This window comes from Paenibacillus apis (assembly GCF_018333295.1).
GTDB classification, from domain to species: domain Bacteria; phylum Bacillota; class Bacilli; order Paenibacillales; family Paenibacillaceae; genus Fontibacillus; species Fontibacillus antibioticophila.
Map to the genome: position 1 here is coordinate 1 of NZ_BORS01000018.1, position 25,954 is coordinate 25,954.

Here is a 25,954-nt window from a genome sequence, read left to right on the forward strand (position 1 = left end):
GGAGTGCAAGCACTCCATCAAGTCCGCTCGACTTGCATGTATTAGGCACGCCGCCAGCGTTCGTCCTGAGCCAGGATCAAACTCTCCAATAAAGTGTTTGACTTGCTCATTTCAAAACTGACGAGAATTATTCATTCTCTATTTAATACTCACTCGTTGTTCAGTTTTCAAAGATCAACTTCGGTTCTTATTTCGTTACCACCTCATCAGCGGCAACTTTTATAATATATCACGTACTGCGAATCAATGCAACAACTTTTTTTCAAACAAGCTATTGAAAGTAATTTTATCCGTCGTTCTGCGCTTCGCAGCAGTGAATATTACTATACCTTATTCCTATAGGCAAAAGCAACCCCTAAGTCAAAACTTCTTCAATATAAAGATGCCTTGCCTGGGTCAAATTAATAATCTCGCCTTGAACCGCAACCATAGGTCTCGTAGGATATTGGCGATCGGAGAATACAATTTCACCAATCTTATCGTTGCTCAGTCTTACCCGCATTCCGGTATGGAATTGCGTCACCTTGTCAACAAAGGTCTGGACGATTGCCGGATCCAATTTGCCGAAGGCTTCGGATTTGATCTGTTCCAGCACCAAATAAGGCGATTGCGCCTTCTTATATCTCCGATTAAGTGTCATCGCATGGAAGATATCCGCCACCGCAACGATTTTGGCATAGATATGAATCTTATCTCCGTTCAGGCGGAACGGATAACCCGTGCCGTCCATCTTCTCATGATGCTGCAAGGCCGTTAATCGAACGCCTTCATTGATGGCGGAGGTTTTGCGCAGCTGCTGATAGCCATAGGTTGTGTGCATTCGCATCTCTTCCCGTTCTTCATCGGTCAAGGGATTTGGCTTGTACAATATGGCAGGATCAATCTTCGTATTTCCGATATCGTGAAGAAGGCCGGCAAAAGCAACCTGCATCCAATCCTTCTGAGGCAAGCCATGCCACTGAGCGATGCAATAAGCAGTTAAAGCAGAGAGAATCGCATTATGGAATAAATAATCATATTCGTTCATGTTCCGGGGAATGAAGGTGAGCACATTATAGCTCTTACTTTGCTTCAAGAGCTGTTCCAATTGATGGCGGAGCTCATAAATCGGCAGCTCTGCTGCCAACACCGACTGAAATGCGCTCTTAAGCAGATGAAGCATCCGCTCGTATTCCTTATGAAATTGGGCCGAGTTCGGCTGCTCTATTTCTGAAGCTCTGGAAGCGGCAGTATGATCCTCTGTTTCCTTTGACGATTTGCGGGCATCCAGTATCGGGGCTGAATCCGCTGAAAAATCAATCTCCACTTCATGAATCATAAAGGCCTTCAGAATATCGAGATCTCTTGGCAGCAACACCTTTCCTTTTTGCAAAAGGACACCGCCCAAGGGAGTATGTACATGACTTGCAGTCTTATAGCCTGGCTTTAATTCGATTACAGGGACGCTGAGCATTTTCTCCCTCTCCTTACTTTCCTTAAATCTAGAATGGTCTCTATTTAGTGAAAAAGAACTAATAGATTCATTATATTACGAGTCTTCGTACCCAACAATCTTTATATAAAAATAAAAGCAACCATCTGCCGTCTATACAGACTGGCGGCAAATGATTGCTCCATTCAAACAGGTTCTCTATTCTTCGGATTCGTTAGAGTCAGAAGGAGCATCCAATATTTCCAATGCGTTCTCTTCTGCTCCTTCCAAAGCATTCTCCGGCTCTTCCTCACTCTTGTCCGAGCGGCAAACTGTAGCTACAGAATCGTCCTCACGGATACTGATCAGCTTCACACCCTGGGTATTGCGGCCCATGGTAGAAATGCCGGACATGCTCGTCCGAATCAGTGTTCCACTGGAGGTAATGATCATCAGGTCCTCTTCATCCTTCACAACCTTAAGACTAACGACAGCCCCATTCTTGCCGGTGACATTAATTGTCTTGATGCCTTTACCTCCGCGGCTTTGAATCCGGTACTCGGACGCCGGGGTCCGCTTGCCGTAGCCATTCGTGGTTACAATCAGGATATCCTGCTCTGGAACAATAACATCCATCGCAATAACCTGGTCGCTGGCATCCAGCGTGATTCCCTTCACCCCGGTCGCAGCTCTGCCCATCGAACGCACATCGCTCTCCGAGAAGCGGATTGACATGCCTTGCGCTGTACCCATGATCACTTCCTGTTGACCATCTGTCAGCTTCACATCAATCAACGTATCATCCTCGCGCAAATGCACCGCAATCAAACCGCCCTTGCGGATATTGATATAATCCTCGATCGGTGTCTTCTTCACTACGCCGGAACGGGTCGCAAAGAACAAATATTTGTCTTCATCAAATCGTTCCACCGGAATAACCGCATTCACGGTCTCTCCTTGCTCGATCTGAATCAGATTAATAATCGGAGTTCCCCGCGCGGTACGTCCAAGCTCCGGAATCTCATAAGCTTTCAGACGGTACGCCTTCCCTCTATCGGTAAAGAACATCAGATAATGATGGGAGTTCGTCACGAACAGATGCTCCACGAAGTCATTATCCTTGGTGTCCATCCCGATAACACCGCGCCCGCCGCGTTTTTGGCTGCGGTAGGTGGTCAGCGGCAGGCGTTTGATATAACCGGTGTGAGTAATCGTAATAACGACTTCCTCTTGCGGAATCAGATCCTCGTCAAGGATGCTCTCCTCGCCCACGATAATTTCCGTACGGCGATCATCGGAGAAGCGGTCACGGATCTCTTGCAGTTCCTCGCTAATGATCTGGAGGACAAGGCCCTCATTAGCCAGAATCTCGCGATACTCTGCAATTTTAGCCAACAGTTCCTGATACTCGTTCTCGATCTTCTCACGTTCGAGACCCGTCAGGCGTTGCAGGCGCATATCAAGAATCGCCTGAGCCTGCTCATGGCTAAGCCCGAAGCGCTCCATCAAGCCATTACGCGCAATCTCGGTGGTCTGGGAGGCACGAATCAGGGCGATGACCTCATCCAGATAATCCAGGGCGATCCGCAGACCTTCGAGAATATGAGCTCTGGCCTCAGCCTTCTTCAGCTCAAACTCTGTCCGGCGCCGAATAACCTCAATCTGATGCTGGAGGTAATGGTGCAACACTTCCTTCAGCGTCAAAATCTTCGGTTCGTTGTTCACGATCGCGAGCATATTGATGCCAAACGTGCTTTGAAGGGCGGTATGCTTGTACAGATTGTTAAGCACCACGTTAGGATTTACATCCCGGCGCAGTTCGATGACAACCCGCATCCCGTTACGATCCGACTCATCGCGTAAATCGGTAATCCCGTCGATTCTCTTCTCCCGCACCAGTTCAGCAATCTTCTCAACCAGACGCGCCTTGTTCACTTGGTAAGGCAGCTCGTCCACGATAATCCGGGCTTTATTATTGTGCTCTTCTATCGTTGTCTTGGCCCGCATCGTAATCGAGCCGCGGCCTGTCGTATAGGCTTGGCGTATGCCGGTGCGCCCGATGATATAACCGGCTGTAGGAAAGTCAGGCCCTTTAATATAATCCATCAAATCCAGCGAATCGATGTCAGGGTTCTCAATCATGGCTTGAACCCCGTCGATCACTTCGCCGAGATTATGCGGAGGAATATTGGTCGCCATCCCGACAGCGATCCCGGATACTCCGTTGACCAGCAAATTCGGATAGCGGGCCGGCAGAACTACCGGTTCCTGTTCTTCCCCGTCATAGTTCGGCATAAAATCGATCGTTTCTTTATTGATATCTCGCAGCATTTCCATGGCTATCTTGGATAAGCGAGCTTCCGTATATCTCATTGCAGCCGCAAAGTCGCCGTCAATTGAACCGAAGTTGCCATGACCGTCGACCAGCATATACCGCATCGAAAAATCCTGAGCCATCCGCACCATCGTCTCATAGACCGCCGAATCCCCGTGAGGGTGATACTTACCGATCACTTCGCCGACGATTCTGGCCGATTTTTTAAACGGCTTGTCAGGATGCATGCCAAGCTCATTCATCGCGTACAAAATACGGCGGTGAACCGGCTTCAGTCCGTCCCTTACATCCGGCAAAGCACGGCTAACAATAATGCTCATCGCGTAGTCCATAAAAGATTCGCGCATTTCCACATTAATGTCCCGGTCTATGATTTGCGACATTTTTTCTTCCGCCATGCTGGACCTCCTTCAATAATCAATCCAAATGCCTATGTAAAGGGAACACTATATTACTTGCACAAAATCCGAACAAATAAACGTGCTCTGCTTACATCCCATTTTTTTACGATGGAGACAAAATAAATGGGGATACGTCCATTCCCATTGCAGACTTAGGTCATACACTAGGAATATAGGCATTTTGAGAGGTTGTAGTTAGGTTCGTTCAAAAAACTTATAAAATCCCCATATCTTATAATTATACCATTGTTTTTCTCTTCTGTCCTATGTTTTTCATACCTGCATCTATCCGCAGCCGGGATTTTCAGAAAGGATGATATTGGAGTTGGCGATCCAGCGTATCCAAAGCAAGTGGGAAAAAACACTCCTTTTAAACCAAAGGGAGAGCCTGCGTCCGTACCTTCCCGACACTCGCAAATATACGTACAATCACCTGCAGGATATGGTGGAATTGTACGGATTAGTCTTCATGAAGCCTGACCGCGGAACCTATGGCAACGGCGTGATGAGCATGGAGCCCTGGCAGGATGAGCTTGACCCTGACAACCCGCTTCGCTATAAGCTGAGGTTCGGAATAGAAAGCAAATATTTTACTACCTTGGAGGAGGCACATCAGAGTATTCAGCCTAGAATCGGCCAACAGACCTACCTGATCCAAAGGGGAATTCATATGCTCACCTACCGCCGCCGAAAGTTTGACCTCCGTGCCCTCGTGCAAAGGACCCCTTCGAAAAAGTGGGAGACGACCGGGTTCATCGGCCGAGTAGCCGCCCAGCAGAAGATTATCACCAACTATCATGGAGGCGGCATGATCAAGCCTATCGAGGAACTGCTCGGCCCGTACCTGGATCCGTATCAATTTAGCTTGCTGTATAAAGAAATGAAGACGATTGGAACAAGAACAGCCGCGCAAATGGCCCGCAAATTCCCGAATCTGAAAGAAATCGGTCTGGACCTGGCTATTGATGAACAGCTGCGCCCCTGGATTCTGGAAGTGAACACCTTGCCCGCACTGTTTCCCTTTAAGTATCTGAAAGACAAGGAAATCTATAAGAAAATTCGCCGCTACGCCGTTGCCTACGGCAGATACAAAAAGTAACGCCTTCCCCTCATAAAAAAAACTCCATGAAATTAACATCGTTCAAGATGCTTTCTTTCATGGAGATTCCTTTATTTATTTTATCGATTCTGCAATTTTTATAAGCTCTTCCTTGTTCAGACTCTGTCCTGTCTTATCTGCTGCTAAACTATAGAGAACCCCATCGGATTGCCAGTCTATCGAGGAGTTCCCGATCAAGGCGGCCGGCTGGCCGTTGATTTCGATTTCCTCTACCCGACTTTCCGTTGATAATCCATAGGCCGTTTCTTCGCTCGCTTCACGTTGAAACAACTTAAGTTCCTGACCTTGCGTATTTCGGTAGTACAGGTTGATATATTCAGGTGCAGGCAGCCCGTCGTCATTATTATATTGCTCCGCCCGTTCAAATTGGTACCCTTCCGGCAAATAGGCCGGAACCTTTACCTCAAAATTCGTATGATCGTTTAGCTTGGCAGCATCATGAATGGTTGTCATTCCGATTTCATTCAAGTCTCTTTCTGCATCCTGCTTCGTAATGATCACACCATCGCGATACTCCTCGATTTCTTCTCCATCGGCTGTGTAAACTTTTTGGGTCGACACTGACATTTGCGTCAACGCATTTCCATGCTCATCGAAAATCTTCCCTTGTAATTCATAAGGTACAGAGATATTTTCTCCTTCGAGCTGAGGCTCTACCTGTTGGATCTCAATGTAACCTAATGACAATGTTTTAATAATCTTTCCCATCCATTCACCGGCGATTGCAGGCGGGGAGAACATGACTCCTACAAAGAGGGAGACCGCGGCGGCAGCAATTGCCCCCTTGATGAACCAACGCTTCTGCCAGTTCGTTGCGCTGTCTGAAGCAGCTGAGGCGGCAAATACCTCTTCTCTAGCTTGTGCCTTATAAGCCTTGGCATCAAAATCTATCTCGGACAGCTTCTTTCCCAAAGCCAATAAATCTGCAACCTCCGGATCGTGCATTTCCGTTTCGGATGGCATTTTTCCGTGATTCAGGTAATCGTCCAAGCTATTCGTAAAGGCATTGGCTGAAGTGTTAGGCTTCATTGTAATCCTCCCTTTCCAGTTCCTTTTTTAATTTTTTCATAGACCTAAATAAAATGACGCCCACATTCGATTCGGAGCTATTCATGATCTTGGCGATCTCAACATTCTTAAGCCCGGCTCCAAACCGCAGCGCAATGATCTGCCTTTCTTTATCCGTCAATACGGATAAGGCCTGAATCAAGCTGAGTTCGGACTCCTTGTTGATGACAACCGCCTCAAGTCCGGATTGCTTCGAATCCTTCTCTTCGATGGCCTCCAAAGAACAAGTATTGTGTCTTTGAGAAGCTCGAAAGTGGTCAGTTAACGTGTTTTTGGCAATCGTGAAAATCCAGACTTCCAAAGGACGCCGGCCTGGCTGAAAGGTATGATATTTCGCCACGATTTTTTCAAAAACTTGACTGGTGATATCCTCCGCCGTAAAACGATTGCCGGTTCGGTAACTGACATAATTGAAAATTCGCTCGTAGTAGGCCTCAAAGACCTCGGAAATACTTATCTTTGATTGTTGTTTGCAAGTCATCTCGGGATTTGCAGCCTCCGTACGGAACCATGCGCGCTGCTGGTGCATTTTTTGCCTCCTTTGTTGCAAGGTGAGGGATTTGATCAAATCGCCAACACCTGTAAATACGTCGGCGGTCCCCGTTCATTACACCCAAGTATAAAAAAAACCGCCATATCGGCGGTTTCTTGAACTGCAAGTATGATATTAAATATCCAGATTCCTAACGTTACGAGCATGCTCGTTGATAAAATCGCGCCGCGGCTCGACATTGTCGCCCATCAGCGTATCAAAGATGGCATCTGCTTGAATCGCGTCCGAGATTGATACCTGCTGCATGGTGCGGCTCTCCGGATCCATAGTTGTCTCCCACAGCTGATCCGGATTCATTTCGCCCAGACCTTTATACCGCTGTACATTAAACTTGGCATTCTCGCCAAATTCAGCAATGATCTCGTCGCGTTCCTTCTCGGAACCGGCATAGCGGACCACCTTGTTGCGCTCTACTTTAAAGAGCGGCGGCTGTGCGATGTATACGTAGCCTGCCTCGATAATCTTGCGCATGTAGCGGAAGAAGAAGGTTAACAGCAAGGTACGAATATGCGCGCCATCGACGTCGGCATCCGTCATGATAATCACTTTGTGATAACGTGCCTTGGAGATATCGAACTCTTCGCCAATCCCTGTACCAAGCGCTGTAATAATCGCCCGAATCTCGGCATTGCCAAGGATCCGGTCCAGACGCGCCTTCTCTACGTTCAGAATTTTACCCCGCAGCGGCAAAATCGCCTGGAAATGACGATCACGGCCCTGCTTGGCGGATCCGCCCGCAGAGTCCCCTTCGACGATGTAAAGCTCACTGATGGAAGCATCCTTCGAGGAACAGTCCGCCAGCTTGCCCGGCAGGGCGCTGACTTCAAGGGCACTCTTGCGCCGTGTCAGTTCCCGCGCTTTACGAGCAGCTTCGCGCGCCCGGGACGCCTGAAGCGCCTTCTCAAGCACACGTCGCGAAACGGCCGGATTCTCTTCCATGAACTCCTGCAGCTTCTCTGCGAACAGCGATTCAACGACACCGCGTACTTCACTGTTGCCAAGCTTCGTCTTCGTCTGTCCTTCGAATTGCGGCTCCGGAATCTTCACCGAGATAATCGCGGTCAGACCTTCACGCGCGTCATCCCCGGTCAGGTTGGAGTCATTTTCCTTGATCATGTTATTTTTACGCGCATAATCATTAATAATCCGCGTCAGCGCACTCTTGAAGCCGGATTCATGCGTCCCGCCCTCATGCGTATTGATATTATTCGCAAAGGAGAAAATATTCTCCGTGTAGCTGTCATTGTATTGCAGTGCAATCTCTACTTGAATCATGTCCCGCGAGCCTTCAACATAAATTGGATCCTCATGAAGCAATTCGCGGTTCTGGTTCAAGAACTTCACGTATTCCTTGATGCCGCCCTCGTAGTGGAAGGACTCGGAGGTGCCGGTACGCTCATCGGTCAGCGAAATATTGATTCCCTTGTTCAGGAAAGCTAGCTCCCGAATCCGGCCCAGCAAGATATTGTAATCGAATACGGTGGTCTCTGTAAAAATTTCTTTATCCGGGTAGAAGGTGGTTGTTGTACCCGTCAATGTGGAATCGCCCACGATTTTGACATCGTACTGCGGAATTCCCCGGTGGTACTCCTGCTGATAAACATGGCCATCGCGTTGTACCTTGACCACGACCTTCTCGGACAGGGCGTTCACAACCGAGACACCTACGCCGTGCAGACCGCCGGACACTTTGTATCCGCCGCCGCCGAATTTCCCCCCCGCGTGAAGTACGGTCATAACCACTTCAAGGGTGGACTTTTTCAGTTTGGGATGCTCTCCGACCGGAATTCCCCGCCCGTTATCAATGACGGTAACGCTATTATCATGATGAACGAAAACATCGATTTTATTTGCAAAGCCTGCCAAGGCCTCGTCAATACTGTTATCGACGACTTCCCATACCAAGTGGTGCAATCCACGGGCACTGGTAGAACCGATGTACATACCAGGACGTTTGCGGACGGCCTCCAGGCCTTCCAGCACCTGTATCTGGCTCTCATCATAAGATTGCTCGTTCATAGACATGCCTTCACCTACTTCTCTATTTTCTGGTTCAACAGAATTACATCATCGACTGGATGCTGCTTTTCTTCTTCAATGTGGCCGAAGATATGGGCGAATAATAGACCATGGTCGGAGTCACGACGATGGATTTGGGCTCTTCCTCTCCGATTCGGAGCACCTGCTTCTCCTTCACTGCATGACTTACAAATAGCTTGGATACCTTCGAGGATTTCTCAATAGACACATCGAAAATGGCTATAACCTCGGAAGACAACACAACCTTCTCTCCGCCCAGATGAATGTACACCCGCAGCCCTCCATTCCTATCGATGAACTTGTCCTTCTTGAACATGAAAAATGCTGGCGTCCTGAAGACGACTGGCATTCAAACTCTCAATGCCGGTCGCTGTAATGAACGTCTGCACTTTGCTTTGAAAGGTCTCAATCAGTTGAGTCTGGCGATAGGGATCAAGCTCTGACAATACATCGTCAAGGAGCAGAATCGGGTATTCACCGATCTCCTCATGAATCAGCTCGATCTCTGCCAGCTTTAGTGACAATGCCGTCGTCCGCTGCTGCCCTTGGGAGCCAAAGCTCTGTGCTTCATTTCCATTGATATAAAAGGCCAAATCATCACGATGCGGCCCCGCAAGCGTCATTCCGCGGCGGATCTCCTGATCTCTCATCTGTGATAACTTTATCATAAATTGCTCCAATAGGACAGCTTCATCTTCTTCATCCGCAACTCCGAAGGAAGGCAGATAGGACAATTGAAGGGCTTCTCCGCCGCCGGTGATCCCCTCATGAATCTGCTGTGCCCACCGTTGCAGTTTTCTTATAAATTGTTTCCTTTTTCTGATAATTTTAACACCATGCTCTGCCAATTGCTCGTTCCATACCTCCAGCATGACCGTTAAATTGGAGCCGGAATGGAACGCTTGCTTAAGCAGATTATTCCGCTGGATGAGCACCTTCTGATACTGCTGAAGATGATATAGATAGCTGGGCTGCACCTGTCCGATCTCCATATCGAGAAAACGGCGCCTCACTCCGGGCGTTCCCTTCACGATCTCAAGGTCCTCCGGTGCAAACATGACCGCATTCAGGCTGCCGACAAAGTTGCTCAGCTTCCGTTGCTCCAATCCGTTCAGACTAGCCCGCTTGCCTTGCTGGGAGAAGCGAAGCTCCAGCTGGATTTTGCCGTATTTGCGCTCCACCTCAGCTTGAACGGAGGCGGAGTCCTTGCCGAAGCAGATGAGCTCCTTATCCTTCGACGTCCGGTGCGACTTCGTCAAGGCCAATACAAGTAATGCCTCCAGCAGATTTGTCTTGCCCTGGGCATTGCGCCCAATCAATAAATTGACGCTGCCGAAAGATTCCATGGACAGCGTCTCATAATTGCGGTAATTCGATAAGGTTAGTGAATTGACATACACGCGATTCCAAAGCCTCCTTCAGACACCGTATGCGACTTCGGATCCGATCTCTTATGCTTCCTCGCTGCGAACGACTTGAAAGGCTCCGGCATCTTCCACTTCTACCACATCACCGTTATAGAGCTTCCGGCCGCGGCGCAGCTCAGCTTCGCCATTTACTTTAACAGCACCATCCTGAATGAGCGCCTTAGCCATACCGCCCGTAGAAATGCAATCGGCCAGCTTGAGAAATTGATCCAGTTTGATATATTCGCTTGAAATTTGTACGCTCTGCATTGATGCCAGCTTCCTCTCTTAGTTGGTCGTCCGATAAGGGAGAATGAGATACAGGCTCTGGGTATCATCCATCGGCTTGATAATAATCGGGCTCATTGCCCCGGTAAATCCGATATGGAGCTGCTCGCTCTCTACGACCTTAAGCACATCCAGCATATATTTGGAGTTAAAGGAGATTCTTACCTGTTCCCCTGTGAACTCCGCCAGATCCAGTTGCTCGGTTACCTTGCCCAGCTCTGAAGAGCTTGAAGAAATCTCAACGGATCCATTGTCCATGGTCTGCAGACGAACGATATTGGTCTTCTCTTCGCGGGACAGGAGGTAGGCACGGTCGATCGAATCGCTTAGCTTCTTCGTATCCAGAACCAGTTCTGTCTTGTAGGTCGTCGGAATAATCTTGGAGGTATCCGGATAGGTTCCGTCCAGAATACGGGTATAGAACAGGACGCGGTCAATTTTGAACAGCACCTGGTTGTCGGCCACGACGATATCCACAATTGTATTTTGATCCGGAACGATCTTGCTCAGCTCATTGAGTGTTTTGCCGGAAATGACAATGTTGCTGAATCGAACCTGATCGTCATTGCTCAGTTCAGCGGTTCTGCTGGCAAGCCGGTGGCGGTCTGTAGCCACGAACTTGAACTGATTCTCGCTTAGGCTCCACAGGACCCCGGTCAGAATAGGGGAGGTCTCATTGGAGGAAATCGAGAAGACGGTCTGTTTGATCATATTCTTGAGCAGATCGCCCGGCATCGAAATGACTTGGTTCTCTTCAATGCTTGGCAGCACAGGAAACTCTTCCGGGTCCAGACCAACCATTTGAATATCGGTAGAGCCGGAACGGATTTGCGTCTTGAAGCCTTCCTGAACCTCCATCTCGATTTCGGCTGAAGGCAGCTTCTTAATCATTTCCACGAAAAACTTCGCAGGCAACACAACGCTACCCGGACGCTCTACTTGGACGATTTGTTTATTCTGGTCTTCCGCAGGAATAAAGGCTTGAATGGAAATGTCGGTATCGCTGGCTGTAAGCGTCATTCCCTGAAAATTAACCTCCAGCTTGATCCCGGTCAGAATCGGAATCGTTGTCCGGCTTGAGATGGCCTTGGCCACATGCTGGATGGATTCATTTAAATCATGCTTTAGTACGCGGATCTTCATAAATTCAACTCCTAAACATAATCTTATTCAATTTCCTCATAATTGCCGAGTGCCCGGCATAAGATGAAATATGTACTCAGGCTGGAGGCTTGTCCCTCCGTTTTTTTAGAGTGCGGCGAAAGCCGTGTTCTCATGATGATGTATATCTTTTAATTAATAGAAGAAGTAGTAGGGGCCCTGAATATGTGGATAAGAGGGCAGACTATATGAAATGAAGCCTATCCACATGTGAATATCATGTGCATAGGCTTATAGCTTATTCAGGATGAGTTTTTGATTTTCTCCGTCAAGTTGTTAATAACTTTATAGAGATCCTGATCGGATTTCAACTGCTGAGATATTTTCTCATGGGCATGAATGACGGTCGTATGGTCGCGCCCCCCGAACGCATCGCCAATCTTGGGCAGCGAGAAGTCCGTTAATTCCCGGGACAGATACATCGCAATTTGCCGCGGGAAGGCGATAGCCTTGGTTCTCTTGCGAGCCTTGAAGTCTTCCAGCCGCAGGTTGTAATATTCTCCGACGCGCTGCTGGATATCCTGAATGGTGATCATCTTCGGCCGGCTGGATGGAATAATATCCTTAAGCGCTTCGGCGGCCAGATGGGTCGTAATATCCTGATTGATCAGGGAGGAGTATGCGACGACGCGGATCAGCGCGCCTTCGAGCTCCCGAATGTTGGTATCGATCTGGTTCGCGATGTACATCATCGCTTCATTCGGAATGTCCAGATTTTCCGCCTTGGCCTTCTTGCGCAAAATGGCAATCCGCGTCTCCAGATCAGGAGGCTGAATATCGGTAATCAGTCCCCATTCAAACCGGGATCTGAGCCGCTCCTCAAGGGTTGGAATTTCTTTTGGCGGACGGTCACTGGAGATGATGATCTGCTTGCGTTCTTCATGGAGCGCATTGAAGGTATGGAAGAATTCCTCTTGCGTCGATTCTTTGCCGGCAATGAATTGAATATCGTCGATTAATAGAATATCAATATTGCGGTATTTGTTGCGGAAGCTCTCAGCGCGGTTATCTCGAATGGAATTGATGAATTCATTAGTGAATTTCTCGGATGAGATATAAAGGACTTTGCTGCTTGGATTGTGCTCAAGAATGTAATGCCCGATCGCATGCATCAAGTGAGTCTTGCCAAGACCTACGCCTCCATACAGGAATAACGGATTATACGCACGCGCAGGCGCCTCTGCGACAGCCAGGGAAGCCGCGTGAGCGAACCGGTTGCCGGAGCCGATGACGAAGGTATCGAACGTATATTTCGGATTCAGCATATTGGAACCGTTTTCCTCTACCTGGACGGGTGCAGGAGGCTCTTTGAATACGGGAGTTTGCTCAGGAATAGCGGATTCCTCGATCACAAAGGAAACCTCTACCTGCTTGCCAAGGTATTCAAAGACAGTGGTTGCAACAAGCTTCGTGTACCGGCTCTCCAGCCATTCTACCGCAAAGGTGGTGGGTGCCGAGATGACGATCGAACGGTCGTTTAACGAGACGATCTTAGTTGCTTTAAACCAGGTATCGAAGCTCGGCTTGCTGAGTTTGGTATTAATGATGGATAAAATATGCGGCCATATATCAGACGTATGGCTATCCACAGACGGTCACTCCTTTTACATCTTCCACTTGTGGCATAAGCCATGCAGAAAAGGGTCGAAAAAACAACAATAATGGGGATATTTATCCCCATAAGTCAGAAAAGTGGAATAATTATAAACATGGATAAACTCGAATTGTTCACAATCTTATCCACAGCCTGTTAATAATTATTCCGCTTTAATTTAGATATTCACAACAAAAGCAATATAATCATAGCAAAAGAAGGCCTATATTTCAATGAATTGCTGAACTTTATCCACAAATTCAATAACTTGTGTACAATTTTAATTCACACCACTACATATTGTTTATAAATTGTTTAATATTCGACAGAATCACTTCGGTTCTCAAAAATATTATGCACAGGTTGTCCGGAATTGTATAAAAAGAGGGAAGAACGATCCCAAGTACACCCGGGATGCGTTCTTCCCTCTTTGCTAGATCTACTAGCCGTTGGAGCTGCGCCGTTGAAATTCGGCGATCGCTTCATATTCTTCTTCCAATTTGCGTGAAATGCGGATAAAGATCGGCAGCAGCTCCTTATAGATCGCTGCGTGTTCCTTAGCCGGAATATGCTTGTAGGTGCTGCCCACCATAGAGGTGACGACATCCAGTGAATCGATATCGCCGAGGGCATAAAGGCCGAGAACGGCCGCTCCCAGGCAGGAGCTCTCAATTTCCTCCGGCACGGTGACCTGTTGATCGAAGATGTCCGCCATCAGTTGACGCCATAAGGGGGATCTCGCAAAACCGCCTGTGGCGAGAATCGCTTGAGGTCTGCCGATGATTTCCTCCATCGCAAGGAGAACGGTATATAAGTTGAAGATGACGCCTTCAAGCACAGCCCGAATCATATGCTCCTTATGATGATGTAGGGTGAGGCCGAAGAAGGACCCGCGGGCATCAGGATTCCATAAGGGAGCGCGTTCACCGGCGAGAAAAGGGTGAAATAGCAGCCCCTCGGAGCCGTGAGGAACATTTTCCGCAATTTTTGTAAGCACGTCGTAAGCACTGATGCCAAGACGTTTGGCCGTTTCTACTTCGGCGGAGGCAAATTCATCGCGAAGCCAGCGGAGCACGCTGCCGCCATTGTTCACCGGACCGCCGATCACCCAATGCTTATCGGTTAAGGCATAGCAGAAGATTCTGCCCTTCGGATCGGTCCGGGGTTGATCGACAACCGTTCGAATCGCTCCGCTGGTACCGATCGTGACCGCCACTTCTCCAGGACCAATCGCTCCGACTCCCAGATTGGACAAGACGCCATCGCTTGCACCGATTACAAAGGGGGTGGAAGGGAGAAGTCCCATTTTTTCCGCAAAAGACGGGTCGATGCCTCTGGAGATATGGGTAGTAGATACGATTTCGGATAAATGTCCGGCTGTGATTCCAGCCATATGCAAGGCCTCTTCATCCCATGCTTGCTGCTCCAGATTCAGCAGCCCCGTACAGGAGGCGATCGACAAGTCCACCAGATACTGTCCGAACAGCTTGAACCAGATATATTCTTTTAAGGAGATAAATTTGGAGGTCTGGCTGAAGAGCTCGGGAAGCTCATGACGCAGCCAGATCAGCTTGCACAGCGGAGACATGGGATGGATCGGTGTCCCTGTCCGCAGATATAGTTCATGCCCCTCCGGATTGTTCCTTAATTGCTTCGCCCAGGCGACACTGCGATTGTCCGCCCAGGTGAGACAGTTCATCAACGGTTTTCCGTTTTCATCCATAGGAATAACGCTGTGCATGGCCGAACTGAAGGATACGAGCCTCAATTGCTCGGGCGAAGCGCTGCTTTGCGCCATAACTTGACGTATGCAAGTCACTACAGCGCTGAATATGTCCTCCGGATCCTGCTCCGCCACGTCGGAAGAGGGGGTATGAAGCGGATAGCCCTCATTGGCAGAGGAGAGGATGGCTCCATTGACCTCGAATAAGACCGCTTTTGTGCTGGTTGTGCCGATATCTACACCGATCATCAACGAACGCTCATCAATCATATGTTTTCCCCATTTCTAACGGATGTTTCTTTAATTTATATAAGTTGAACTATTGAATTTTACGTTTTGAGGGCAACGTGTGAAGTGTTCTTACGATCGCTGTTGTTCGCGGATTTCTCTAATTGAACTAAGATATTATAAGGCAGAAATCCACTCACAAAGGCGAACGCTTGCGCTTCTACAGCACACTTCACACTTATGCCCTTTCTACGTAGTTTATATAGTTCAACTTATATAGCGATAAATGAATTAGAACATACTCTTTTTTTCTAATCCAATCATACCCAATTTCATCTTAAAATCCTCTTTATATAAGTTGAACTAATAATTGTATGCCGGTAGCAACGATCCGGCGCTTCAGAATATCTCCCGCTTATGCCCTTCTGCTTAACTTATATAGATCAACTTATTTTGCCAATGCTCATGCTTGTATACAAGATGATTCACCTTCATCATAAAGGCTTTATTAACAGGTGTAAACCGCGGAGAAGAGCATATTTTTACTTTTCCACATGTGCATAACTGTATATTATGAATGAAAACACTAATTAAGCTGTGGAAAACCTGATTTTTGACTATCCACAGAGGTTTTGGAGAGGGAGAAGATATGCCGGGATCAGTTGACTTTTTATGGGGGTTATGATTAAATGTATAAAGGCATTTTCTGTGGATATGAAAATGGTAAATATACAGTAAGTGATTCCTGCTTAAGGGGGTGCAATAAATGAAACCGACTTTCAAACCAAACGTGAGCAAGCGCAGCAAGGTTCATGGTTTCCGCAAAAGAATGAGCACGAAAAATGGCCGCAAGGTTCTCGCTGCTCGTCGTCAAAAAGGCAGAAAAGTATTGAGTGCGTAAAGCGTACGTGCATGAAGACCACTGCGGTGGTCTTTTTTTACATTATTAGAGGTAGTTCAAAAAGTCAGCTTTTGATCACGAAGTGTTCCAAGGGGGTGATTCAACATCGAATCTTGCGTTCACCCTCGAAGTCCGGTACTCATGTAGGGTCTGCCTACACTCCGTTCCTCCTTCTTCGGGTTCTCGCAACCTTCTCGGTGCTGAAAAGCTGATTTTTTGAACATTTACTGAAAAGAGGCAGTTCAAAAATGTTAATTTCCCCGGGGTCTTACGCGGCGTCGCATAAGGAATTGGTTTACCGGCCTATGCCGTTGGTCAATAATGATGGAAGGACGATCGGGCCGGCGGGTTGGGGTTGACTGACTTGAGGAGAATGACCTGTGCATAGAAAGCTCAGATTAAGGAATCGATCCGACTTCGGCCGGGTATACCGATACGGGAAATCGTTCGCCAATCGTCAGCTTGTTGTCTATTATTCGTCCAGGCATGATGTTGAACGGTTTCGGCTCGGGGTATCCGCCAGCAAGAAAATCGGCAATGCCGTGGTTCGGAACCGGATGAGACGCGTCCTGAAGGAGATTGTAAGATTGCATCAGCATGAGATTAAAGACCATGTCGATCTGATCTTGATTGTCCGGAACGGGGCTGTAGGAATGGAGTTCAAGGAGTTGGAAAAAAGCGTGCTGCACGTACTGCGAAAAGCCTCGCTGCTCAAGGCTTTCAGGCAGTAAGCATGCTTGTTTCTTTGTCCATGTAAATATGTTATGATTTACGAGTAATGGAAAGGTTAAGAGAGGGGTTTTCAAGTGTCGCGTATTTTGAAGAGCAACAGGAAGTGGCTTCTGCTCCTGCTTATGATCGGCCTGGTAGTTATGTTGTCGGGTTGCGGTCAACCTGCTGATTATGTCTCAACCACAGCAGACATGAAAGAAAGTACTTCATGGTGGACATCTAATGTAGTGTACTATTTTTCGTTGGCCCTGGATACGTTTGCAGATTGGTTCGGCGGAGCGTATGGACTAGCTATTCTAGTCATGGTACTTATCGTTCGTACTTTGATCCTGCCGCTTACGCTTAAGCAGGTGAAGAGCTCGAAGGCGATGCAGGCGATTCAGCCTGAGCTGAATAAGATCCGTGAAACGTATAAGGACAATCCTGAGAAGCAGCAGCAAGAGACGATGAAGCTGTTCCAGGAAAATAAAGTGAATCCGATGGCCGGCTGTTTTCCGTTGATTATACAGATGCCGGTATTCATTGCGCTATATAACTCTATTTACCATAACTCAGCGATTCGTGAGCACTCTTTCTTGTGGCTTCAGTTGGGTGAGCCGGACAAGCTCTATATTCTCCCGCTGATTGCGGCATTAACAACCTTTATCCAAACCAAGATGATGTCAAATATGCAGCCGCAAACCGGCAATATGCAGGGCATCAATCCGATGAAATTTATGATGTATGTGTACCCTGTGCTGATCTTCGTGATGGCATACAATTTTGCCGCGGCACTTCCGTTGTACTGGATCTTCAGTAACTTGTACACGATCGTACAAAACTTTTTCATTTATCGGAAGAAGAATCCGGTAGTAGCACTCAATAACGATGCGGCTGTAATTCATTCCGGCAACAAGTCCAAAAAGGGCGGTTCGAACTTAAAAGCCGGTCATCCCGGCAAAAGTGGTGCCAAGGAGGCCAAAAAATCGAAATGAGAACGATAGTGACGTCAGGAAAAACCGTTGAAGAAGCTGTAAGACAAGGGTTGGCCAAGCTCGGCGCTACCGAGGATCAAGTCACCGTGAATGTGTTAGAGCAGCCGTCAAAAGGATTCCTTGGACTGATCGGCGCGAAGGATGCAAAGGTTGAATTGACCTTGCAGTCCGAAGCGGTGCCGGGTTCAGTTCCGCCGCAAGTAAGAACACCGGAGACGGAGAAGGTCAGAAATTCTGATTTGGGTTCCAGAGAAGAGATTCGGTCTGGTCCAGAGGTTGACTCAGACCCTTATGAAGCGGCGGCGTCATTTATTCGTGACGTCAGTGATAGCATGGGCATTGAAACTGAGGTGGAGATAGTCCATCAGAAGGATATTACTGTATTAAACATTAGCGGCAACGATCTCGGCGTCCTAATAGGACGCCGGGGGCAGACGCTGGATTCCTTGCAATACCTGGCTAATATTATTGCTAACCGTTATTCGGACTCATATATCCGTATCATTCTGGATGCCGAGAATTTTCGGGAGCGGCGGAGAAAGACGCTGGAGGATCTGGCCGTGAGGCTTGCAGGGCGGGTCGTTCGCACCCGCAAGGATGTCGTGCTTGAACCGATGTCCCCTCAAGAGCGTAAGGTGATTCACTCCAAGCTCCAGGATCATCCAGAAGTAAAAACCTACAGTAAAGGCGAGGATCCGAACCGCCGAGTCATTATTACGCTGAAGCAGAGCAAATGATGAATGAGACGCAATGACGTTTTGCCCTGGCAAATGTCATTGCTTTTCTTTTAGTTGGGGACTCAACTATAAATTTTTGAATATTCGAGGTGACAACTATATGCTTAGCGATACAATCGCTGCGATTTCAACAGCGGTCGGCGAGAGCGGCATCGCCGTTATCCGGGTAAGCGGCCCGGAAGCCATCGACGCGGTGGGGCGTTTGTTTCGCTCCCGGTTACCGTTAACGGAGGCGGAAAGCCACACGGTACATTATGGCTTTATCATTCGTCCGAAGACCGGAGATAAGCTGGAAGAGGTGCTGGTCTCCGTATTTCGGGCTCCGCGTTCCTTTACGACCGAGGATGTCGTTGAGATCAGTACGCACGGCGGGATTATTTCAGTGAAGCGGGTCATGGACCTGCTGCTGGAGCAGCCCGACATCCGGCTGGCTGAGCCGGGAGAGTTTACGAAGAGAGCCTTCTTGAACGGAAGAATCGACTTGTCTCAAGCGGAGGCGGTCATTGATTTGATTCGTTCCAAGTCAGACCGGGCTTTCTCGGTTGCACTCAAGCAGGTGGATGGCGAATTGTCGCGTAAGATTCATCAGCTTCGGTATGCTTTAGTGGAGACGCTGGCGCATATTGAGGTGAACATCGATTATCCCGAGCATGATGTAGAGTCCATGACCACCGCGTTTATTAAAGCGAAGTGTGACGAGGTCACGCAAGGAATAGAAGGCTTGCTGCGGACGGCAGAACAAGGGAAGGTACTTCGCGAAGGGATTACGACAGCGATCGTGGGCCGGCCTAATGTAGGGAAGTCCTCCCTCCTGAATGCTCTTGCGCGTGAGAATAAAGCGATTGTGACGGATATCCCCGGAACGACGCGGGATGTCATTGAAGAATATGTTACAATTAACAATATTCCATTGAAATTGCTGGATACGGCGGGAATTCGGGAGACGATGGATATCGTCGAACAGATTGGCGTGGAGCGGTCCCGTGCCGCAGTGCTTGAAGCGGATTTGATTCTCCTGGTTCTGAATGGAGCCGAGCCGCTGCATGAGGATGAATTGCAATTAATGGAGCAGCTGCAAGGGCGCTCTGTGCTTGTGTTATTGAACAAAATCGATTTGCCGCAGCAGTTGGACCGGGCAAGGGTGTTGAATTATTTCCCGGAAAATGCAGTTGTGGAGCTGTCCGCGAAGCAGCTGGAGGGGCTGGATCATTTAGAGGATGCCATCTCCCGACTGTTCTTCGGCGGAGAGCTTGAATCCGGAGATCTGACGTATGTGAGCAATGTGCGCCACATCGCCCTGCTCAAGAAGGCGCGTCAATCGCTTGCGGATGCGTATGAGGCGGCCGATGCGGGCATACCAATTGATATTATGCAGATCGACGTAAGGTTGGCATGGGAGCAGTTGGGCGAAGTAATCGGAGATTCCGCTCCGGATGCGCTGATAGATCAAATTTTCTCCCAATTTTGTTTAGGAAAATAAGGATAGGTATGTTGAACTGAAAACTCTACGGTGAAAAGGCATAAGTGTGAAGTGTGCTGTAGAAGCGAAAGCGTTCGCCTTTGTGAGCGAATTTCTACCTTTTGATGGCTAAATTCAATCAGAGAAATTCGTGAACAACAGTAATCGTAAGCACACTTCACACGTTGCCTACTAGCTTAGAATCATCAGTTCAACTTAATGGATATTTATTTGAATTTGGAGGTTGATTGCATATGGGATATGTTGCCGGCAGCTATGATGTGATTGTCGTTGGTGCGGGACATGCCGGCTGTGAAGCTGCGTTGGCGGCTGCCCGGATGGGCTGCAGCACCTTAATGGTGACGATAAATCTGGACATGGTTGCCTTTATGCCATGTAATCCGTCGATTGGCGGACCTGCAAAGGGACATGTAGTACGTGAAATCGATGCGCTGGGTGGGGAAATGGGCCGGAATATCGATAAGACATTTATTCAAATGCGGATGCTGAATACCGGCAAAGGGCCGGCTGTACATGCTCTGCGGGCGCAAGCCGATAAGTTCTCCTATCAGCATGAGATGAAGGAGACGCTGGAGCGAGAGCCGAACCTGACGCTCCGTCAGGGAATGGTTGAGGAGCTGTTGGTCGAGGACGGCGTATGCGTGGGTGTGGAGACCAAGACAGGTGCTCAATACCGGGCTAAGGCGGTCGTTCTGACGACCGGAACCTATTTGCGCGGAAAAATTATTATGGGCGAGCTGATGTACGAGAGTGGACCGAACAATCAGCAACCTTCGCTGCGCCTTTCTCATCATTTGAAGGAGCTGGGCTTTGATCTGGTGCGCTTTAAGACTGGCACGCCGCCGCGGGTGCACGGGGACAGCATCGACTTTTCCCAGACCGAAATCCAGCCTGGCGATGAGAAGCCTAAATTTTTCTCTTATGAGACAAAGGGATCGGAAAATGAGCAATTGCCTTGCTGGCTGACTTACACGTCTGCCGAGACCCATGATATTATCAATGCAAATCTTCATCGCGCACCGATGTTCTCAGGCGTTATTGAAGGTACTGGACCGCGGTACTGTCCTTCTATCGAGGACAAAATTGTCCGCTTTGCCGATAAGGAAAAGCATCAGATTTTTCTTGAGCCAGAGGGTCTGAATACGAAGGAGTATTATGTGCAGGGCTTCTCGACAAGCATGCCGGAAGAGGTTCAGCTGAAAATGCTCCGTTCCGTTCCGGGCTTACAGAACGCCGAGATGATGCGCAACGGTTATGCCATTGAGTATGATGCGGTTGTGCCGACACAGCTATGGCCTTCACTGGAGACGAAGCGTCTGCCAGGACTGTTCACGGCCGGACAGATTAACGGAACGTCCGGTTATGAGGAGGCGGCCGGACAGGGGATTATGGCTGGGATTAATGCTGCCCGTAAGGTACAAGGTAAGGAGGCGGTTATTTTGGATCGCTCCCAGGGCTATATCGGCGTCCTGATCGATGATTTGGTTACCAAGGGCACCAATGAGCCTTACCGACTTCTGACCTCTAGAGCCGAATATCGTCTGCTGCTTCGCCATGATAATGCCGATCTGCGTTTGACCCCGCTGGGCCATGAGATTGGATTGATTACGGACGAACGGTACCATGCCTTTTTAGATAAAAAGGAGAAGGTTGAACGGGAGATTCAGCGGCTTCAAGTAACCAAGATCAAGCCGTCAGAGATTAATGATCTGCTGGAAGCGATCGGCTCGGCTCCGATTCAGGATGGCAGCAATCTGTTAACGATTCTCCGTCGTCCCGAAGTGGCTTATGATCTGATCGGCGAGCGTTTTCCATCAGAGACTCCTTTGGATGAGGAAATGCGTGAACAGGTAGAGATCCAGATCAAATATGCCGGTTATATAGAGAAGCAATTGATCCACGTAGAGAAATTACAAAAAATGGAAAAGAAAAGAATACCTGAATCGATTGTCTATGAGGATATTCAAGGCCTGGCAATGGAAGCCAGACAGAAGCTGACTAAGATTCGTCCGATCTCCATTGGGCAAGCTTCACGGATCTCCGGCGTTACTCCTGCGGATATATCCATTCTGCTGGTGTATCTGGAGCATTATAATCGGGTAACCGCGGCGGGAGGATAAGCTATTGGATGAGATTCAACTCCAATTTCAACAATTGCTGGCTAAGCAAGGGATTACATTAACAGAACTGCAATTCCGGCAATTTGAGGATTATTATCAGGAACTGGTTAGTTGGAATGAGAAAATGAACCTGACAGGAATCACTGAACGACAACAGGTATATATCAAGCATTTTTATGATTCCTTGTCGCTTTCCTTCTATTTAAATATGGACGAGGTTTCAAACCTGGCGGATATCGGTTCGGGGGCTGGCTTCCCTGGAATTCCGCTTAAGATCTGTTTCCCTCATATACAATTAACCATCGTGGATTCTCTGAACAAGCGGATTCAGTTCTTGCAGCATGTATGTGATAAGCTTGGACTCGAGCAAGTGCAGCTTCTGCATAGCCGGGCTGAGGATGCTGCGCGTCTGGACCATATGAGAGACCGCTTCGATCTGGTTACGGCCAGAGCGGTTGCACGGATGGCGGTACTGAATGAATTTTGTCTTCCTTTTGCCAAGAGTAACGGGGTATTTGCTGCCATGAAGGGAAGCGACCCTTCCGAGGAATTGCATGAGGCGAAACGCAGTCTTAAGGAATTGAACGCTAAGCTGCGTAAAACCTATTCATTCTTTTTACCCCTGGAAAATTCGGACCGCCATATTATTGTTATCGAAAAAAGTGGTGCAACCCCGAAAAAGTATCCCAGGAAAGCGGGAACACCGCTCAAGTCGCCGCTTGTATAATCCATTGAATCAGCCTCTTACCTAAATGTTCCACGTGAAACATCAGGGTAAGGGGTTTTATTTCTGTAATTAGGCATTCAAACCTATTTATTTATTTTTCATATAGAAGAGAATAGGATTATAGTGAAAAAAGTGGTAGAATAGAAGATAGCTGAAATCGATCTATTCTATAGAAGAATTTTGCAAGAATGTTGATTGCTAGACTCTTTAAAGAACTGGGATCGGTACAATAACAGACGATATTGCAACAGAGCAATCGGACGGCTTATGTCACTTTTAAATTAGGTGGTAATCTGTGGAATGAAAGAACAATTCACGAGACTGTTCGGCATGACCGAACGTGCGGAAGTCGATGAAGTAAAACAAATCCCGGTAGGGGACATCGTAGGAAGTCCCTATCAACCGCGGTCCATCTTTGATGATGAGAAAATTGATGAGCTGTGCCAGACGATCCGAACACATGGGGTTATTCAACCCATTGTAGTTCGCTTCCGGAATGACAAGTATGAGATCATTGCCGGAGAACGAAGATGGCGCGCTGTCAAAAAGCTGGGCTTAGCGACAATTCCAGCTATTCAGCGGGAATTCAACGATTCACAGGCTGCTTCCATTGCCTTGATCGAGAATTTGCAGCGTGAAGGTCTTACTGCAATCGAAGAGGCCTTGGCTTATCAAAACCTAATTGATCTGCACCAATTAACTCAAGAGAGCCTGGCACAGAGATTGGGCAAGAGCCAATCAACCATCGCCAACAAAATTCGGCTGCTTAATCTTCCTGAGGGAGTGAAGAACTCCTTAATGGAACGCAAAATCACAGAAAGGCATGCGAGAGCATTACTTTCTCTTGATTCGGAAGAACTGCAATTAAAGGTCCTTGAGGAAATTATCCAGAAGGAATTGAATGTGAAGCAAACAGAGGCGCGAATCGCTTTTTATAAGGAAGCAGCCAAGAACAAGAAAGCATCCAGACGCATTTCATTCACGAAGGATGTTCGGCTGGCCTTGAATACGATTCGTCAATCTATCGACATGGTATCCGGATCAGGAATGGCGATCAAGACATCCGAGAAGGATCATGAAGATCACTATGAAATTGTCATTCAAATTCCGAAAAGATAAATGAAGGACTACTGACCTTAACTTTGGGCTTGAAGGTCAGTTTCTTTTTTTGAAAACCGCATGAGACATCGCCAGGAATACTGTGGTCTTTTTGTAGCAACAGCTTGGTGATCGCATAATGAAATCTACAAGAAGATTCTTCTATTATACTGAGGTGAAATGGATTGTCTAAAATAATTGCCATAGCAAATCAGAAGGGTGGGGTCGGCAAAACGACGACCTCAGTCAATTTGGGTGCCGGCCTTGCGACAGTTGGAAAGCGGGTGCTTCTTATTGATATTGACCCTCAAGGGAATACGACAAGCGGTGTCGGGATTAATAAAGCCGATGTTCCAAATTGTATTTATGATGTGTTGATTAATGAAGTGCATCCGAAGGAAGCTATTATGCAAACAGAAATTGATGGGCTCGATATTATTCCGGCGACCATTCAATTGGCGGGTGCAGAAATTGAGCTTGTTCCTACGATTTCTCGTGAGGTTCGATTAAAGAAGTCCTTGCAGCAAGTCAGACATTTATATGATTACATTCTAATTGATTGCCCTCCTTCACTCGGAATCCTTACGATTAACTCGTTAACCGCAGCCGATTCGGTGCTTATTCCGATTCAGTGCGAATACTATGCGCTTGAAGGTCTGAGCCAATTATTGAATACGGTAAGACTCGTACAGAAGCATCTGAATACGTCGCTGCAAATTGAAGGTGTGCTGCTGACCATGTTCGATGCACGTACGAACCTGGGCATTCAGGTTATTGAAGAAGTGAAGAAGTATTTCCAACAAAAAGTCTACAAGACGGTCATACCAAGAAATGTACGCCTTAGTGAAGCTCCTTCTCACGGTCAATCAATTATTACTTATGATCCGAGATCCAAGGGCGCAGAGGTGTATTTAGAGCTGGCAAAGGAAGTGATTTCCTATGAGTAAGCGGTTGGGAAAAGGGCTGGATGCCTTAATTCCATCTCTATCCGTTCAGGATGATGACAAGGTGATCGAGATTCCTTTGAATCAACTTCGGGCGAATCCTTACCAACCTAGAAAGACTTTCGATGAAGAAGCTATTCGTGAATTGGCAGAATCGATTCGCCAGCACGGTGTAATTCAGCCCATCATTGTTCGCAGTGTACTCAAAGGGTATGAGATAATTGCAGGGGAGCGTCGTTTCCGGGCGTCGCAATATTGTGGAAATGCAACGATTCCTGCAGTCGTAAGAACATTTTCCGATCAACAGGTCATGGAAATTGCACTGATCGAGAATTTGCAGCGTGAAAACTTGAATGCCATGGAAGTCGCTGTGGCTTACCAGAACCTGATGGATACCTTCCAGCTTACGCAAGAGGAATTGTCGCTGAAGGTAGGCAAGTCCAGATCACATATCGCTAACTTTTTGAGACTCCTGTCATTACCGGACGAAGTGAAGGAATATGTTTCACGTGGAACATTGTCTATGGGTCATGCTAGGGCGTTGGTTGGAATAAAGGATAATGGAAAGATTAAACAGCTGGCGAAGCAATGTATCGAGCATGAGTGGAGTGTACGGGAGCTTGAGGATGCTGTCCAGCAGTTGGACAAGCATAAGCAAGATAAAGTGAAGGCTGTAAGCAAGAAGCGTGACCCTTACATGGAAGAAGTGGAAGAGAGCTTGCGGGAGCGCTATAAGACGACCGTAAAGATCAAGTCTAATAAAGAGAAAGGCAAGATTGAAATTAACTTTTATAGCAAACAGGATTTGCAGCGCTTGCTTGATTTATTAAATCTCAATTGAATCTGGATGTGAAAATGACATACTCACTTGATGGACATGTTAATGGAGTGTCTGTGAATGGGGGTATGTCAT

Annotated in this window: 22 protein-coding genes and 1 rRNA gene; 11 read left to right on the top strand and 12 right to left on the bottom strand. The window is 47.7% G+C overall.

Annotation, left to right across the window (positions count from 1 at the left end; genetic code table 11):
* The 3 genes from KI362_RS21030 to gyrA form a co-directional block, all read right to left on the bottom strand.
* Positions 1-92: ribosomal RNA gene (locus tag KI362_RS21030) — 16S ribosomal RNA — on the bottom strand; the annotation flags it as partial.
* Positions 93-355: 263 nt separating this feature from the next.
* The gene (locus KI362_RS21035; protein WP_301630219.1) at positions 356-1,453 is read right to left on the bottom strand and encodes an HD-GYP domain-containing protein; all 1,098 of its coding nucleotides are present in this window, start codon (positions 1,451-1,453) and stop codon (positions 356-358) included.
* Between the two features lie 177 nt (positions 1,454-1,630).
* Positions 1,631-4,144 carry a DNA gyrase subunit A gene (gene gyrA / locus KI362_RS21040; RefSeq protein WP_301630221.1) on the bottom strand — a complete coding sequence of 838 codons (2,514 nt, stop codon included), beginning with the start codon at positions 4,142-4,144 and terminating at the stop codon, positions 1,631-1,633.
* Positions 4,145-4,472: 328 nt separating this feature from the next.
* Between gyrA and KI362_RS21045 the strand changes: the two genes are divergently transcribed.
* Positions 4,473-5,246: a YheC/YheD family protein gene (locus KI362_RS21045; protein WP_301630222.1), complete on the top strand. Its 774-nt coding sequence runs from the start codon at positions 4,473-4,475 to the stop codon at positions 5,244-5,246.
* Positions 5,247-5,321: 75 nt separating this feature from the next.
* Here the strand turns inward: KI362_RS21045 and KI362_RS21050 are convergent, their stop codons facing one another.
* The 9 genes from KI362_RS21050 to gntK form a co-directional block, all read right to left on the bottom strand.
* Entirely contained in the window at positions 5,322-6,296 is a 975-nt protein-coding gene (locus KI362_RS21050) for a DUF4367 domain-containing protein (RefSeq protein ID WP_301630223.1), read from the bottom strand.
* On the bottom strand, positions 6,286-6,864 hold the full coding sequence (locus KI362_RS21055) for a sigma-70 family RNA polymerase sigma factor (protein WP_301630225.1): 579 nt from the start codon (positions 6,862-6,864) through the stop codon (positions 6,286-6,288). The genes KI362_RS21050 and KI362_RS21055 overlap by 11 nt, the downstream gene beginning before the upstream one ends.
* A 138-nt stretch (positions 6,865-7,002) precedes the next feature.
* A complete protein-coding gene (gene gyrB / locus KI362_RS21060) occupies positions 7,003-8,913 on the bottom strand; it encodes a DNA topoisomerase (ATP-hydrolyzing) subunit B (RefSeq protein ID WP_301630227.1) in 1,911 nt (636 codons plus the stop codon).
* 37 nt (positions 8,914-8,950) lie between these two features.
* A complete protein-coding gene (gene remB / locus KI362_RS21065) occupies positions 8,951-9,199 on the bottom strand; it encodes an extracellular matrix regulator RemB (protein WP_044481592.1) in 249 nt (82 codons plus the stop codon).
* Positions 9,200-9,215: 16 nt separating this feature from the next.
* Entirely contained in the window at positions 9,216-10,328 is a 1,113-nt protein-coding gene (gene recF / locus KI362_RS21070; RefSeq protein ID WP_044481591.1) for a DNA replication/repair protein RecF, read from the bottom strand.
* 51 nt (positions 10,329-10,379) lie between these two features.
* Positions 10,380-10,604, bottom strand: coding sequence for a S4 domain-containing protein YaaA (yaaA, locus tag KI362_RS21075; RefSeq protein WP_044481590.1), 225 nt, complete (start codon positions 10,602-10,604; stop codon positions 10,380-10,382).
* Between the two features lie 18 nt (positions 10,605-10,622).
* A complete protein-coding gene (gene dnaN, locus KI362_RS21080; protein WP_044481588.1) occupies positions 10,623-11,765 on the bottom strand; it encodes a DNA polymerase III subunit beta in 1,143 nt (380 codons plus the stop codon).
* A gap of 260 nt (positions 11,766-12,025) precedes the next feature.
* Positions 12,026-13,372, bottom strand: a complete 1,347-nt coding sequence (dnaA, locus tag KI362_RS21085) for a chromosomal replication initiator protein DnaA (protein WP_301630229.1) — start codon at positions 13,370-13,372, stop codon at positions 12,026-12,028.
* Positions 13,373-13,819: 447 nt separating this feature from the next.
* Entirely contained in the window at positions 13,820-15,370 is a 1,551-nt protein-coding gene (gene gntK / locus KI362_RS21090) for a gluconokinase (protein ID WP_301630230.1), read from the bottom strand.
* Positions 15,371-16,094: 724 nt separating this feature from the next.
* On the opposite strand from gntK, the gene rpmH reads away from it, so the two are divergent.
* From rpmH to KI362_RS21140, 10 genes are all read left to right on the top strand, one after another.
* Complete coding sequence (gene rpmH, locus KI362_RS21095) at positions 16,095-16,229, top strand: 50S ribosomal protein L34 (protein WP_044481584.1); 135 nt, start codon at positions 16,095-16,097, stop codon at positions 16,227-16,229.
* Positions 16,230-16,609: 380 nt separating this feature from the next.
* The gene (gene rnpA, locus KI362_RS21100; RefSeq protein WP_044481582.1) at positions 16,610-16,960 is read left to right on the top strand and encodes a ribonuclease P protein component; all 351 of its coding nucleotides are present in this window, start codon (positions 16,610-16,612) and stop codon (positions 16,958-16,960) included.
* Positions 16,961-17,035: 75 nt separating this feature from the next.
* Positions 17,036-17,935, top strand: a complete 900-nt coding sequence (locus tag KI362_RS21105) for a YidC/Oxa1 family membrane protein insertase (protein ID WP_374705696.1) — start codon at positions 17,036-17,038, stop codon at positions 17,933-17,935.
* Entirely contained in the window at positions 17,932-18,672 is a 741-nt protein-coding gene (gene jag, locus KI362_RS21110; RefSeq protein ID WP_044481580.1) for an RNA-binding cell elongation regulator Jag/EloR, read from the top strand. The genes KI362_RS21105 and jag overlap by 4 nt, the downstream gene beginning before the upstream one ends.
* A 100-nt stretch (positions 18,673-18,772) precedes the next feature.
* Positions 18,773-20,152 (top strand): tRNA uridine-5-carboxymethylaminomethyl(34) synthesis GTPase MnmE, encoded by a 1,380-nt coding sequence (gene mnmE, locus KI362_RS21115; protein WP_301630236.1) that lies wholly within the window; start codon positions 18,773-18,775, stop codon positions 20,150-20,152.
* Between the two features lie 233 nt (positions 20,153-20,385).
* Entirely contained in the window at positions 20,386-22,272 is a 1,887-nt protein-coding gene (mnmG, locus tag KI362_RS21120; protein ID WP_301630238.1) for a tRNA uridine-5-carboxymethylaminomethyl(34) synthesis enzyme MnmG, read from the top strand.
* A 4-nt stretch (positions 22,273-22,276) separates the two neighbouring features.
* Positions 22,277-22,999, top strand: a complete 723-nt coding sequence (gene rsmG / locus KI362_RS21125; protein ID WP_301630240.1) for a 16S rRNA (guanine(527)-N(7))-methyltransferase RsmG — start codon at positions 22,277-22,279, stop codon at positions 22,997-22,999.
* Between the two features lie 300 nt (positions 23,000-23,299).
* Positions 23,300-24,118, top strand: coding sequence for a nucleoid occlusion protein (gene noc / locus KI362_RS21130; protein WP_301630242.1), 819 nt, complete (start codon positions 23,300-23,302; stop codon positions 24,116-24,118).
* A gap of 164 nt (positions 24,119-24,282) precedes the next feature.
* Positions 24,283-25,044 carry a ParA family protein gene (locus tag KI362_RS21135; protein ID WP_044481574.1) on the top strand — a complete coding sequence of 254 codons (762 nt, stop codon included), beginning with the start codon at positions 24,283-24,285 and terminating at the stop codon, positions 25,042-25,044.
* A complete protein-coding gene (locus KI362_RS21140) occupies positions 25,037-25,882 on the top strand; it encodes a ParB/RepB/Spo0J family partition protein (RefSeq protein WP_044481573.1) in 846 nt (281 codons plus the stop codon). The genes KI362_RS21135 and KI362_RS21140 overlap by 8 nt, the downstream gene beginning before the upstream one ends.
* Positions 25,883-25,954 lie beyond the last annotated feature (72 nt).